At 36.8% G+C, this 13,678-nt stretch carries 11 protein-coding genes; 9 read left to right on the plus strand and 2 right to left on the minus strand.

The features are described 5' to 3' along the window. Positions 1–72: 72 nt before the first annotated feature. The gene (locus tag ACQKNS_RS15580) at positions 73–1,062 is read left to right on the plus strand and encodes an MBL fold metallo-hydrolase (RefSeq protein ID WP_427644118.1); all 990 of its coding nucleotides are present in this window, start codon (positions 73–75) and stop codon (positions 1,060–1,062) included. A gap of 156 nt (positions 1,063–1,218) precedes the next feature. On the opposite strand, the gene ACQKNS_RS15585 is transcribed toward ACQKNS_RS15580, so the two are convergent. Continuing rightward, positions 1,219–2,037, minus strand: coding sequence for a histidinol-phosphatase (locus tag ACQKNS_RS15585; RefSeq protein ID WP_427644119.1), 819 nt, complete (start codon positions 2,035–2,037; stop codon positions 1,219–1,221). A gap of 227 nt (positions 2,038–2,264) precedes the next feature. Between ACQKNS_RS15585 and ACQKNS_RS15590 the strand changes: the two genes are divergently transcribed. The 6 genes from ACQKNS_RS15590 to ACQKNS_RS15615 all read left to right on the plus strand — a co-directional run bounded on the left by ACQKNS_RS15590 (position 2,265) and on the right by ACQKNS_RS15615 (position 8,539). Continuing rightward, positions 2,265–2,900, plus strand: a complete 636-nt coding sequence (locus tag ACQKNS_RS15590) for an FMN-dependent NADH-azoreductase (protein WP_427644121.1) — start codon at positions 2,265–2,267, stop codon at positions 2,898–2,900. Between the two features lie 474 nt (positions 2,901–3,374). Next, complete coding sequence (locus ACQKNS_RS15595) at positions 3,375–4,604, plus strand: NAD(P)/FAD-dependent oxidoreductase (RefSeq protein WP_427644122.1); 1,230 nt, start codon at positions 3,375–3,377, stop codon at positions 4,602–4,604. A gap of 557 nt (positions 4,605–5,161) precedes the next feature. Further along, positions 5,162–5,791 (plus strand): fumarylacetoacetate hydrolase family protein, encoded by a 630-nt coding sequence (locus ACQKNS_RS15600; protein WP_427644244.1) that lies wholly within the window; start codon positions 5,162–5,164, stop codon positions 5,789–5,791. Between the two features lie 219 nt (positions 5,792–6,010). Beyond that, complete coding sequence (locus ACQKNS_RS15605) at positions 6,011–6,439, plus strand: MarR family winged helix-turn-helix transcriptional regulator (protein ID WP_427644124.1); 429 nt, start codon at positions 6,011–6,013, stop codon at positions 6,437–6,439. 570 nt (positions 6,440–7,009) lie between these two features. Beyond that, positions 7,010–7,951, plus strand: a complete 942-nt coding sequence (locus ACQKNS_RS15610; RefSeq protein ID WP_427644126.1) for a sporulation protein — start codon at positions 7,010–7,012, stop codon at positions 7,949–7,951. Between the two features lie 360 nt (positions 7,952–8,311). Continuing rightward, positions 8,312–8,539 (plus strand): hypothetical protein, encoded by a 228-nt coding sequence (locus tag ACQKNS_RS15615; RefSeq protein ID WP_427644127.1) that lies wholly within the window; start codon positions 8,312–8,314, stop codon positions 8,537–8,539. A gap of 295 nt (positions 8,540–8,834) precedes the next feature. Here ACQKNS_RS15615 and fabF read toward each other — a convergent pair whose 3' ends face one another. After that, positions 8,835–10,070, minus strand: a complete 1,236-nt coding sequence (gene fabF / locus ACQKNS_RS15620; RefSeq protein WP_427644129.1) for a beta-ketoacyl-ACP synthase II — start codon at positions 10,068–10,070, stop codon at positions 8,835–8,837. Between the two features lie 120 nt (positions 10,071–10,190). Here fabF and ACQKNS_RS15625 point away from each other — a divergent pair, with 120 nt between their 5' ends. Continuing rightward, on the plus strand, positions 10,191–11,045 hold the full coding sequence (locus ACQKNS_RS15625; protein WP_427644131.1) for a helix-turn-helix transcriptional regulator: 855 nt from the start codon (positions 10,191–10,193) through the stop codon (positions 11,043–11,045). Between the two features lie 444 nt (positions 11,046–11,489). Continuing rightward, a complete protein-coding gene (locus tag ACQKNS_RS15630; protein WP_427644133.1) occupies positions 11,490–12,746 on the plus strand; it encodes a cation:dicarboxylate symporter family transporter in 1,257 nt (418 codons plus the stop codon). The last annotated feature ends 932 nt before the right edge of the window (positions 12,747–13,678 follow it).

Consider the following 13,678-nt stretch of genomic DNA (forward strand, 5'->3'; position numbering starts at 1 on the left):
TGAAACTGTGTTTTATATTCAAAACTAAAAATGATTCTTCCATGAGTACAGAAAAATTTAGGAGGTTTTGTTATGAAGAAAAGAATAAGGAATACTTCTATTGGTTTTTTGTTGCTAGTTTCAATAATTCTATCATTATCATTATTTCTTCCTTCTTTTGGCCAAACAGCTGAACAGCAAACGGACTTCAAAGTAACTTTATTAGGAACAGGTTCACCTCTCTTAAGTACAACCCGCTCCGGTCCATCTACACTTGTAGAAGTTGGTGATGAAAAACTCCTCTTTGATGCTGGACGAGGTACTGCTTTACAATTATATAAAGCGAATATGTTACCAGGCAGTGTTGACAAGTTATTTCTTACTCATTTACATTCGGATCATACAATCGGCATACCAGACGTATGGCTTACAGGTTCTTTACCAACAGGAGGAAAAAGAGAGCAAGCATTTAAGATTTGGGGACCTAAGGGAACCGAGAAAATGATGTTACATATGAATAAAGCATATAAAGCCGATTTGGATGCAAGAGAAGATTCTGGAAATGGAAACGTTGATGGTTCAAGTATCGTCGCAAATGATATCAAGGAGGGGATTGTCTATAAAAAAATGGGAATAGAAGTAATCGCCTTCAAGGTTGACCATAAATCAATTGAGCCTGCTTTCGGTTATCGGGTTAATTACAAAGGACATTCAGTAGTCATCTCAGGTGACACCCGCTATAATGGAAATCTAATTAAATTTGCTAAAGGTGCTGACGTAGTCATTCATGAGGTTGCAGCTGCAAGACCTGATAATGAATCAGAATCAATAGCCAATATCCTTGATCTTCACACTACACCAGAAGAAGCAGGTAAAGTATTCAGCCAAATACAACCAAAACTTGCAGTGTATTCACATATTGTATTATTGGGAGGATTAACTGAAGAAAAAGCTGATTTGCTCGAAAGAACAAAAACAGCATATGAAGGAACCGTTATGGTAGGTGAGGATTTGTTGTCCATTGAAATAGGGGACAAGGTACAAGTGGAACAGCCGGGAAACGAGGCGAACTCGGAGAACTAAAACAGATTAACAGAGCTATTTAATGCTAAAAATATAAGGACAGATCGATTGATGAAGCCGACCAATAAAAGGTCGGCTTTTTCATATACTATTTTTAGCAGAAAACTGCATATCCTTGAACGAATGGAACCAGTTCTAATCCTATTGTCTGAAAGGTTAAAGTGGAGTGAGAATCCTTTGCTTGTTAACAAAGTAAGCCCACTCAGAAAAGCCGATCTCCTTTAGTCTTTTTTTAACTTGTTCAAATTCATCGCCAATACGTTCAGGTGTATGCGAATCCGAGCCAAATGTTACCTTCACATTATGGAAAAGGGCTCGTTCTAAAATGTCATCTGCTGGATACCATCCACCACAATCTTTTGTTTTACCAGAGGTATTAATCTCAATGGCGATATCTTCATGACTAATGATTTTTAACGTTTTTTCAATACTGTCCGTTTCAATCGATGAAAAGGCCGGATAAAACCCTTTCATTGCATCAATATGGCCTAAGATTTGAAATACTCCGCTTTTTGCAGATTTCTGTATTAATTGATAGTATTCATCCTTTAAACTTGACTGTTCTTTAGAAGTCAAACCATTCCAACGCCCTTTTTTAAAAATGCTAATGTCTTGAACATAATGAACAGATCCAATTATGTAGTCAAAAGGGTGTAAAAGATATTGAGCACGGTAGACTTCAATGTGATCAGGGAAGAAATCACTTTCCATACCTAATAACACGTGAATTTTACCTTCATATGCCTCTTTTAAGCGTAATACTTCCTCGATATAAGGGACAAGTTCACTTTTTGCCATAGCAATAGTTGGATATAAGTGGTCGTCCTCACTATAAAAATATGGAGAATGATCAGAAATCCCAATATATTGCAAGCCGTATTCAATGGCTTGCTTGACATAATCCTCAATTGTCCCGATAGCATGTCCACATCGTTCATGGTGAGTGTGCAGGTCAAATTTTATTAAATTCGTCATTTCCTTAAGCCTCCTAAAAATAACAAGGATTGTCTTGTTATATCATATCCAAAATTCACACTCTTTCTCAACTTGAAAGAAGATTTATACCCTGAATCTGCCGTTTTATGGGCGAGTAATGGAATATATATCCATTCATGATAATTTAGTTCGAGAAGGGTATAAATGCTGAATTCCCAAGACAAACTAAAATGTTCAAATATGTAAAGAGAAAGGAAAGATACAGAATGACTAAAGTATTGTACATCACAGCTCATCCTCATGATGATAAACAATCTTACAGTATGGCCGTTGGAAAAGCATTTATTGACACGTATAAAGAAGTAAATCCTAGCCATGAAATTGTGAATATTGACCTTTATAAAGAAAATATTCCTGAAATCGATGTGGATGTTTTCAGTGGTTGGGGGAAACTTCAGTCTGGAAAGGGCTTTGAAGAACTTTCGGCGGAAGAGAAAGCAAAAGTTAGTCGACTCTCGGAGTTATGTGAGCAATTTATAACTGCCGATAAATATATATTTGTAACACCTTTATGGAATTTTTCATTCCCGCCAGTAATGAAAGCCTATATAGATTCCGTAGCTGTTGCAGGTAAATCATTTAAATACACCGAACAAGGCCCAGTTGGTCTTTTAACTGATAAGAAAGCCTTGCATATTCAAGCTCGTGGTGGTATTTATTCAGAAGGGCCAGCAGCTGAAATGGAAATGGGACACCGGTATCTAAAAATCATCATGCAATTTTTCGGAGTGCCTTCCTTTGAAGGTATATTCGTTGAAGGACATGCAGCAATGCCCGATAAAGCACAAGAAATCAAAGAAAATGCTATAGCACGATCAAAAGATTTAGCTTCTACTTTTTAAAGCAAAGAGTCAACAATTTGTTGGCTCTTTTTTTTGTGGGAATAAATGGATTTATCCTTACCAATCAAGGGCATTTCAATAAAGGAGTATGTTTTTTTCGCAGCTATTCATCATGTCGCTTTTATGTTCTGTCTAATTGATATTTTCCCTGATAATTTAATGAAGTATATTAACGAAAAGGTCTGCTTTTAATACTTGGTGGTGTATAGATGCAAACGATATACCGATGATTTTCTGTTTATGCCAGTGGGGTAAGGAGGTGCTTTAGAAACTACTCTACCCAGGGGATGAAATCCTAAATTAACTGAGGGGCCTTTATAAAAATTAGATTCGTTAACATAGACGAGATCGGTTTTGGAATTCTCTGTACTTTTTTTGTTTTAACTTCCATACTTTATGTATGTAGTATATTTTCACCAAACGCTGCTATTGGTTAAGCAAGTCAATAATGGTACTTGAATATGGAGTGATACGATGAATAAGATGTTTGACGTCATCATTACCGGTGCTGGATGTGCCGGCTCTACACTGGCAATTTATCTTGCTAAGGCAGGATTCCATGTGTTGTTAGTGGACCGGTCGACTTTTCCAAGGGACACGTTATCAACCCATACCTTTTTCAATAATACTGTCGCCCTTCTTCGAGAAATAGGTGTCATGGACAAGTTGCTGGAAACAAAAGCACCGCCTGTACGGGATATTAAATTTCAATTTGAGGATACCGTGATAGAAGGTCTCATCCCTGTGGTTTACGGAGAGGACAGTTGTTATTGTATTAGGAGGACCTATCTTGATCATATCCTGCTTGAACAAGCCAAATCTCAAATGAATGTGACCGTTTTAGAAGGATTTCGTGTGACGGATGTCATCCGTGATGACGAAACGGTAATAGGCGTGAAAGGTTTGGACGGCAACTGCGAGAACCAAGAATTTTTAGCTCGCCTGGTAGTAGGGGCAGACGGCCGATCCTCTATTATTCGGAAGTTGGTAAAAAGTGAGCTCAAAATTCGTGTTCCGGCAACCGTCGGCATTTATTTTGGGTATTTTTCTGGATTTCCCCGCGAAGATATCCCTAAATTTGAAGTATACAAGATAAAAGATAACACAGCCATTCTCTTTCCGACGAATGATGATTTATATGTTATTGTCGGCATTTTCCCATTGGAAAATAAGGAATTGATAGAACGGTTGAAATTAAATCCGGAAAGCGGTCTACGCAATCTCTTGACAGACAACTTTTCTAATACAACAATTGGTGCGCGCTTGAAAAATGCTGAAATCGCAGGACCGGTCAAAGGCATACTAGGATATGATAATTACTGGTATGATGGAATGGGAAAAGGATGGGCGTTGGTTGGTGATGCGGTTTGTTTTAAAGATCCTGGCATGGCACAGGGGATCCATGATGCTATATGTGGAGCACGTATATTATCCAATATTCTATTAAAATATAAGGGGAAATCCTATCAATCGAATCAAATGTCTGAAGAATATCAAAAGGCAATCGAAGATGAGTTCATGGTTCGTTTTCACATGGGATGCCAAATATCGAAGAATGAACGCATATCTGAACAACAGGATGCTGTCAATAAGCTAATCAGTTGCCATCCAAAGGCCATAGAGAAGTTTTTAGGGATTTACAATTACGCAAATGAGCCCGCTGTTTTAGAAAAAGAACTCGCAAGAATTATGCAGTCTATATAGCAATGATCCAAGTACAAAATTAATTCGCTATAAACATAGAGCAACAATGAGCTGTTAATTTTAAGGTAGGGCAACTAATTCAAAAAAATATAAATCGGTTCAATCTCATTTTGGATAGCATTTCATCTTTGGTGATATTGCCCGGGTTACACAATACAGCTCACTGTTGAGCTAGGAATAATGCAATAAAAAAAGTCATTTCCTAACGTGCAGGGAACGGCTTTTTTTGCTGTGATTTTACTTAGCGTACAAAATACCGAAGTTTTGGTGGCCCCTATCTATGTGAATAGTTATAATTCTTTTTGCATATTGAACGAACAGGGAATTATGTTATCAAAATGATTTTCTTTATAACAGGTATATCGGTTGTATAAAAAGTCAGAAAAATATAAAATATATTTAAATCGAAGGATTTTTCTTTTTTACTGTAACGATTAATCTGGCTGACTATTTAAACCACGATTGTCATGACTAGGGAAAGTTGCAATCACTTCTTAATATTTACCTTTTACTATTCATCAATTTTAATTTCTAAAAAGAAAAGAGTGAGTTTTATGATGAAAGACATTAAAAATATTTATTGTGTAGGTCGAAACTATGCATTGCATGCAAAAGAGCTGAATAATAAAATACCAACTTCCCCTTTTTTATTTTCAAAACCAACCCATTCGCTTGTGGAAGCAAAGGGTCAGTCAATTACTTTGCCGAGTAATCAGGGTTCCGTTCATTTTGAAACTGAACTTGTCATACATATCGCAAAACAGTACGAATCAGGAATGAAAGTAGATGAAATAGTAGATGCGATGGCCATTGGTTTGGATTTAACACTTAGAGATGTTCAATCACAGTTAAAACAGAAACAGCACCCTTGGCTTTTGGCTAAAGGATTCAAGAATTCAGCTGTTGTTAGTGATTTTATTCCGTTTCCAGGTGTCGAAGCATGTGAACAATTAGATTTCTCCCTGTTAAAGAATGGAGAGCGTGTTCAAGTCGGAAATATTAAAGACTTACTATTTGATCTGCAAACCATTATAGAATTTACAGAAGAGCATTTTGGGCTTGGAAAAGGAGATATTATTTTTACCGGTACTCCAAGCGGCGTAGGACCACTTTCAGATCAAGACAAGCTTTCACTAAACTGGGGTGGAAATGAAATAGGATCCTGTTCAGTTACACTGAATTCATGAAAAAAGAGCAGTCATTTTGACTGTTTTTTTTATGGAATCATTCAATCTTAGACAAAAGGAAGAAACTCGTCTAAAATGAAGAGAACAATTTAAAATACATGCAAAGCCGATTTGGCACGTACTTTTTCAAAAAAGTTTGACCAGTAAATTCTGGCTATGTTAGTACTATTTAATGCATGATGATTTTAATTATAAAGGGTAGAACAGGGTGGAATTAGCATGAAAAATAACCAAGAAAATAAGTATTTAGATAATTGGCTATCACTTACCAATATTCAAATGAGCATTACGAATGAGCTTGAAAATGCTTTGCAAAAAAATCATAACCTATCGTTAAAAGAATTTTACGTTCTATACTTTTTATCCAAAACAAGTGATAAACAATTGAGGCTGCAACAATTACAAGAGATGGTAGGATTAAGTCAAAGTGCTATTTCAAGGCTGGTGGGCAGGCTGGAAGCAAAAAGCTGCGGTGCATTACAAAGGCATATATGTGAAGATGATCGAAGAGGTATCTACACACGTTTAACTACATTAGGTGAAGAAAAACTCCAAATTTCCTTAAATACTTTTCATGAAATTCTGCATGCTGCTTTTTCAAAAGGGAATCTACAGGATGAATTACAATCCTTAATCCAGAAATGGTAATATAGTTCTTGCATCTAGTAAGTTGGAATTGAAGTCTGTTATCTCCATAAATATTAGAAAGGAATTTTCTTTTGGCAGTAAGGTTTAAATGGACGGATATATAAAGCTGAGTGTTGCTTTCGGTATTGTTGACAAAAGGAGAAGTATAAATGCGGAATTGAATGTAAGCGCATGCATTTAAAGAAGAAGGTATGGGAATGAGAATTTGACCATTGTTAATAGCTAAGATGATCTTCTTTTTATTAAAGCACCTTCAAAAAAATTCCAGGGACAGAAGTATTAGCCCCTGGCATTTTCTTTTTGTTTAATTGTGTTTTAACTCCCTTTAGAACGTGAGACATAATCCTCAAAAAAATATCTTCGCCAATTGTCCATCAGCCATTATCATATGAAGATCAGCTACTGAGGAAAAATCTTTTGAAACTATTTTCTTTTTTTGACGTATTACTATCAAGGGTAATATAGAAATTTCCGATAATTCGAATGGTTTTCTTGTCATTTCTTATTATGCCCCATTTTACTTACATATTCTTGGCATGGTTTAAGATAATTTCGAAGGGAAGGGAAAGCATGTTCAAAAAAATTTTAGCAAGTTTAGGAAAAGGGGCCGCAACTGTAGATTTACAATGTGGTAATCATAATTATCAAGCGGGAGAAAGCATTCAAGGGGAGGTTGTCATTCAAGGTGGCGAGGTGGAACAGAAAATTAATCAATTGACTGTCCGGTTTATGATGAATGCTGTATTAAAACAAGGAAGCGTTTCTAGGGAAGTTGCCCATATACCATTAATTAATCGAGATTGTATTCACCCCAAAGAACGTAAGGTCATTCCTTTTCATTACGTCCTGCCTACGAATATACCTATTTCTAGTGGAACTGTTTCATACTATTTGGATACGCACCTTGATATTGAAGGTGGGGTTGACCGCAAAGATGTAGACCGGCTAGTCATCCAACCCCAAAAATCCATCCAATCCATTTTTAATGCAATGGCTCAATTAGGTTTTCGCGAGACAGCCGACTCGGGTAAACTCGACCAATATGGACAGGAATTTGCTTTTTTTTCCACTCAACAATTCATAGGGCAAGTAAATGAAGTTGAAATGCGGTTTGCCAATGAAGAATCAGGTATCCGGGTTTTTATGGAAGTTGACTGTAAAAGCGGCTACAAGGAAATTGAAGCAAAACGTGAGTTTCATTTAAATCAAAATGATCTTGAGCATGCAGCCGGACTTGAAAAACTACTAGGAAAATATATATCGGAAGCCATAGATCAGCCTTATGCTTTTACACAGCCTTTCTCTTATTCCGCAAACCAGCATCATGGTCGCGCTTCCCAATTAAACGCTATACCTGGAATGGTTGGTGGATTAGCAGTGGGTGTCTTAGGGACAATGTTATTTACTGAGATGATGGAAGGCTTTGATATGGAGGAAATGTTTGAAGAAGCAACAGAGGATTTTGATGGGGGATTTGATTCATTTTTTGATAGTGGGGATGGGGAATCCTAATAAAGCCTTTAAAGAGTCCTGTTTCAACCAATATTATTAGGTTGTTTTTTGTAATGAAAAGTATCCATTAATCGGTAAACAAGCGTTGCTTACTTTGATCAGTAAGTAACGCTTGTTTAATTGGTGTTTGGTTGATAACAAGGAAGAGGACATTAACAGTGCAACTTGCATCCTTTTGCAAATGCTCCTAATTTCCCCTAAACCGTAGCTTTTTTGCCTATTAAGACTTCTATATTAAGGAAGTTTTATATCAACAGCCTGAAAAGAACCCTTCGCTTTTTAATTTGCCATTAAAAAAATGAATAAACAAACATATAAAGCCAATTCTATATAAAAGAATGATAAAAAGGAGAGTACATCGTGAAGCCATATGAGATAAAAAATATGATTATTGATGACGAGTTTGATGGTGAAGAATCGGTTACAGCTGATTTTACTCACAATGATAAAGATTATAGCATTACTTTTAAAAAAGAAGATCTTGAAATAATTAATACATGGGTTTTTGAGGATGGTTCATCTCTTCCAGCAAATTTATCAGGTACTATCATTGAATCGATAAGGGAAGATATTAAAAAGAGAATCTAGTCATTTGTATTGGAATTTTTATTGATTATTGCTTTCATTAGAGATAAATTGTTAGGGAACAGTGCCTGATAAAACGATCAATGAATCAAAAATGATTAACCAGGTCTCCAAATATCGTATTCACTTATGTTCAGCCTTCAAGCTAAAGGTATTTGATGGTTTCATGAATAAGAGACAAGCCCTTAATTGAAGTAATAAGGGCTTTTCATAATTAATTACCTAAAATCCCACTATGGTAACTAACTAAAGTTTCTCTTGAGGGTTTTTTACTTTAAAAATTCGATGCAAAAGTGATTCACTCGTATTTTTTTAAAACGATTGCTGCATTATGTCCTCCAAAACCAAATGAATTGGATAGACCAGTAGTTATTTCCACCTTACGGGCAATACCCGGTACATAATCTAAATCACATAAAGAATCAGGCTTTTCTAAGTTGATGGTTGGAGGAATAATTCCTTCATTTAAACTCTTTGCCAAAGCAATTGCTTCTACGCCTCCAGCTGCTCCTAACATGTGACCTAGCATAGATTTATTAGCTGTTATTGGGATTTGATAAGCTTTTGATTCAAATAGTTTTTTAATTGCCAGCGTTTCAGAACGGTCTCCAACTTCTGTACTTGTTGCATGAGCGCTAATAACATCAATCTCTTCGGGAGAAATGCTTGCACTTTTCAAAGCCATTTTCATTGCAAGATAGGCTCCTTTACCTTCTGGGTGTGTAGCAACCATATGATAGGCATCGGAACTCGCACCATACCCAATGACTTCTGCATAAATTTTTGCATCTCTACGTAAAGCGTGGGACAAAGATTCCAAGATTAAAATTCCTGCTCCTTCTGACATGACAAATCCATCTCGATTCACATCAAAAGGACGGCTAGCTTTAGTTGGATTATCGTTTCTCGTTGATAATGCTGTAGCATTACCAAAACTAGCTAAAGATAAATCTGTTATAGCTGCCTCTGCGCCTCCTGCAAAAACGGCATCAGCTTCTCCAAAGCGAATAAGTCTGAATGCTTCACCAATGGCTGTATTACCGATCGCACAAGCAGAAACAGGTGACATGGTAGGTCCCATTGCGTTCCACTTGATACTAATTTGGGCTGCAGCAGCATTTGAAATCATGGCTGGTACCAGGGTTGGGCTAACTCTTCTTGGACCTTTCGCCCGAAGAGTATCCACATTATCAATCAATGTTTCAATTCCCCCTATTCCAGAACCAACATATACGCCAAGTCTTTCAAGATTGATATCATCAATATCTAAATTAGAATCGGTCCAAGCTTGTTCAGCAGCAGCCAAAGCAAATTGAGTAAAGCGATCAAGACGTCGTGCTTCATTTTTTCCTAAGATATCATCTGCATTAAAATCACGAATAATTCCTGCAATTTTTGCTTTATGATTGCTTACGTCAAATGTATCAATAGAGGAAATGCCCGACTTCCCTTCAGTCAGATTTCTCCAAAATTTATCTACGCTGTTTCCAATAGGAGAGACTACTCCCATTCCTGTAATAACGACTCTTTCCATTTTCATCACTCCAAATGAATAGTATACTTGTATTATACTTCGGGTTTATCCTATTACAAGTGAGTGTTTATCCTGGTATAATAACTACTAGGTTAAATGGTTATGATGGAGGTTGCAGAAATGAATGATAAAACCAGACTTGAAGCACTGTCTACATTTTTGAAAACGAAGCGATCTCAAATAAAGCCTGAATCTATAGGTATACCTGCTGGTACACGGAGAAGAACACCTGGCTTACGAAGAGAAGAAGTTGCACATTTGGCGGGAGTTAGTACTACTTGGTATACGTGGCTAGAGCAAGGTCGGGATATAAAGGTCTCTACAAGCGTATTGGATTGCATATCTACAGCTCTGCAATTAAATAATGATGAACGGGAGTATCTATATGATTTAGCTTCAGAAGTGAAATCATCCATTATTCATCGAAAGAAGGATCAGCCAAAACTTAGTCCTTCTTTGGAAAGGATTTTAGCTGAGTTAACGTATTGCCCTACTATCATTACAGATCGACATTGTCATATTGTAGGGTGGAATAGCGCGGCTGCCCATGTTTTTTTAGATTTTGAGCAACTCCCGGATGACCAACGCAATTTGATCCATCTAATATTTACAAGAAAAGAATTAAAAGCATTAGCTGTGAATTGGGAGCATTTTGTTAAAGGATTTCTTGCCATTTTTCGTGCCTATTATGGTCACTACTTAGGGGATGAATGGTATAACCTATTTATTGATGAAATGAGCAATTCTCACCCGGAATTTCAATCTTTATGGCAAGAAAGTCAAGTGAGCAAAGCTCCAGAAATGATGATTGAATTTAGACATGCTAAAGCAGGAAAGATGCTGTTTGATTTAACTTCTCTCCAAGTCCAGGGAGACATGGACTTAAGGTGCAGTATCTATACACCTGTAGAGGAAACAGCTACAGAAGATAAATTAAAACGATTAATGAAGAAAATCTCCATTGAAAGTTCATAAACCAGCATATTCACTATCTTTTATAGATAGATTATCATGGTCATATCTTACCCGAACAGATCAACAATTTGTAAAGCGCTTAATCTTGCTGCTTGAAGGTCCGACTTTGTCGTGAAAAAATTCTTTCAAGTTCTTTATTTTGAAACGAAGCGATAGGAGTAGAATCATTCATTATACAAATATACGAAAGAACAAGTACCCTTATACTTGTTCTTTCGTATATTTTGTATGTGTAAATGGGTGCGTTTACATATCCGAATATTCTAAAAAATAAATGTGAGTTTTTGTAGTTTTTTGTAGGATGATGTAAGTTCGATGATAAAGTAAATGGAACGTTAAGTTTTTATTAAAAAATGGTAATCTTTGGTCGATTCAGAGTCATGGAAGCAAAGGACAAAAAGTAAAGAGCTTAAGCATGACGAAAAAGGAAAGGTGAGGAAGTAAATGATGAAATTTAAATTAAGTTTAGCCAGCCAAATTTTCATTGGTTTAATTCTAGGAATTATCGTTGGTGCCATTTTTTATGGTAATGAGACGGCCCAAAACTTTTTACAGCCATTCGGAGACATTTTCCTACGAATGATTAAAATGATCGTTGTGCCAATCATTGTGTCAAGTCTTATCGTTGCAGTTGCTGGTGTAGGTGATTTGAAAGCGGTAGGTAAACTTGGAGCTAAATCATTATCATACTTTGTAGTGGTAACTATGATAGCGATTGCTGTTGGTTTAATTTCTGCGAATATCATCCAGCCTGGTGCTGGTGTGAATGTGAGTAATCTGGAACAAACTGATATCTCCACATATGTGGATACCGCAGAAACCAAGCAGCATGAGTCCTTTGTAGATACACTCGTTCACATTGTACCATCCAATCCAGTTAAAGCCATGGTAGAAGGCGATATGCTAGCGATCATTTTCTTCTCCGTGTTGTTCGGGCTTAGTATTGCGGCCATCGGTGAAAAGGGTAAACCAGTATTCCGTTTCTTCCAAGGTACAGCTGAAGGAATGTTCTACCTGACTAACATGGTCATGAAATTCGCTCCTATCGGGGTATTTGCACTAATCGGTGTGACCATCTCCAAGTTCGGTTTGGAATCTTTAATTCCGTTAGGGAAGTTAGTGCTTTCTGTATACGGATCAATGATTTTCTTTGTAATTGTCATTCTGGGTCTTATAGCGAAATTGGTCGGCTTCAATATCTTTACGTTGATTAAACTTCTAAAAGAAGAATTGATTCTTGCTTTCTCTACAGCAAGTTCAGAATCGGTTCTTCCGAAAATCATGGAAAAAATGGAGAAAGCGGGATGTCCGAAACATATTGCTACATTTGTTATACCGACTGGATACTCCTTTAACCTTGATGGCTCTACATTATATCAAGCGTTAGCAGCTATCTTCATTGCTCAAATGTATGGAATCGATTTAAGCGTGTATGAGCAAATTACGCTAATGCTAGTGTTAATGATCACGTCCAAGGGGATTGCGGGTGTACCGGGTGTGTCTTTCGTAGTTCTTTTAGCGACATTGGGAACAGTAGGTATTCCTATTGAAGGTTTAGCATTTATTGCCGGTATCGACCGTATTCTTGATATGGGACGTACAGTAGTAAACGTTATCGGTAATTCACTTGCGGCAATCGTCATCTCTAAATGGGAAGGTCAATTTAATGAAGTGAGAATAGAGTCGCATAATGTTTCATGACCGAGTTTACTGACTAAGGATAGGAATCGGAAATCTTTTTGAAGAATTAACCTAAATGTTTGGAAGTTCATCGTTTTTATGGTTCTGGTGTAAAACTTCTAGAATATAGTTGGGAAGAGATGGACTACTCTTTATCTGAATAGTTTTACAAATTTTGGTTATCTTATACTATATATCGATCTTCCTCCATCGGGCGCTTTTATGGAGTAAGGATCACAGAAGTGATCAAACCTTTTTAAGAATGATTGAATTGAATAAATTAAGAGCGTGTTTTGATCAAACTTTTTTTTCAAAACACGCTCTTTCTTTTTGTGTTTTATCAAGGTTATTATTAATTTGATCAAACAGTAAACTAAAGCTACAAGTCTTATGCAACTGATATGAACGAAACTGTCAACCCACCACACCCAAATGTTTTAAATGGTGTTACATTCAGCAATGAATAGAGTTATTCCTTGTTCAACTTATAAACCAAATATCCTTTCGGATTTAGCTTGTCAAGGGCGCATTTTCCCTTGATAAGCTAAATCCGAAATGGATACCATCCTAAAAGTTGAATAAGGATAACTTTAAAAACTTGGCACGAAGGCAAAAAATGTCGACGGTGGTATACAAACTGATATGCGTGGGTTGGGTACCACATTTCACTCCATCCGTCACGGAGCTGCCTCGGACTAACGGCGCACGTTCGGTCCTTAGACCTAGTGCATAGTTGCACATGAGGGTTCTCCTTTCCGGGAGTTTGCCTTCGAGCCAAATCTTCAATTTTCATTACTTCTTCCATAAAACCACATTTATTACCTAGCCTTACTTTCAATCTGTTTAAGCAACATTTGATTGACTTACTTGCTTATTCTCAATTTCACAGGCAATAGCCCATATAAATCCAAGTAACTCTCTAGCAACAGCAACCACAGCCACTTTTCCACCTT

The sequence above is a fragment of the Peribacillus sp. NPDC094092 genome (assembly GCF_050279365.1).
GTDB lineage: Bacteria > Bacillota > Bacilli > Bacillales > DSM-1321 > Peribacillus.

Excerpts from the sequence above, each read along its gene's own strand:
- ACQKNS_RS15580 (WP_427644118.1), top strand. The coding sequence starts at position 73 with ATGAAGAAAAGAATAAGGAATACTTCTATTGGTTTTTTGTTGCTAGTT.
- ACQKNS_RS15585 (WP_427644119.1), bottom strand. The coding sequence starts at position 2,037 with ATGACGAATTTAATAAAATTTGACCTGCACACTCACCATGAACGATGT.
- ACQKNS_RS15590 (WP_427644121.1), top strand. The coding sequence starts at position 2,265 with ATGACTAAAGTATTGTACATCACAGCTCATCCTCATGATGATAAACAA.
- ACQKNS_RS15595 (WP_427644122.1), top strand. The coding sequence starts at position 3,375 with ATGAATAAGATGTTTGACGTCATCATTACCGGTGCTGGATGTGCCGGC.
- ACQKNS_RS15600 (WP_427644244.1), top strand. The coding sequence starts at position 5,162 with ATGAAAGACATTAAAAATATTTATTGTGTAGGTCGAAACTATGCATTG.
- ACQKNS_RS15605 (WP_427644124.1), top strand. The coding sequence starts at position 6,011 with ATGAAAAATAACCAAGAAAATAAGTATTTAGATAATTGGCTATCACTT.
- ACQKNS_RS15610 (WP_427644126.1), top strand. The coding sequence starts at position 7,010 with ATGTTCAAAAAAATTTTAGCAAGTTTAGGAAAAGGGGCCGCAACTGTA.
- fabF (WP_427644129.1), bottom strand. The coding sequence starts at position 10,070 with ATGGAAAGAGTCGTTATTACAGGAATGGGAGTAGTCTCTCCTATTGGA.
- ACQKNS_RS15625 (WP_427644131.1), top strand. The coding sequence starts at position 10,191 with ATGAATGATAAAACCAGACTTGAAGCACTGTCTACATTTTTGAAAACG.
- ACQKNS_RS15630 (WP_427644133.1), top strand. The coding sequence starts at position 11,490 with ATGATGAAATTTAAATTAAGTTTAGCCAGCCAAATTTTCATTGGTTTA.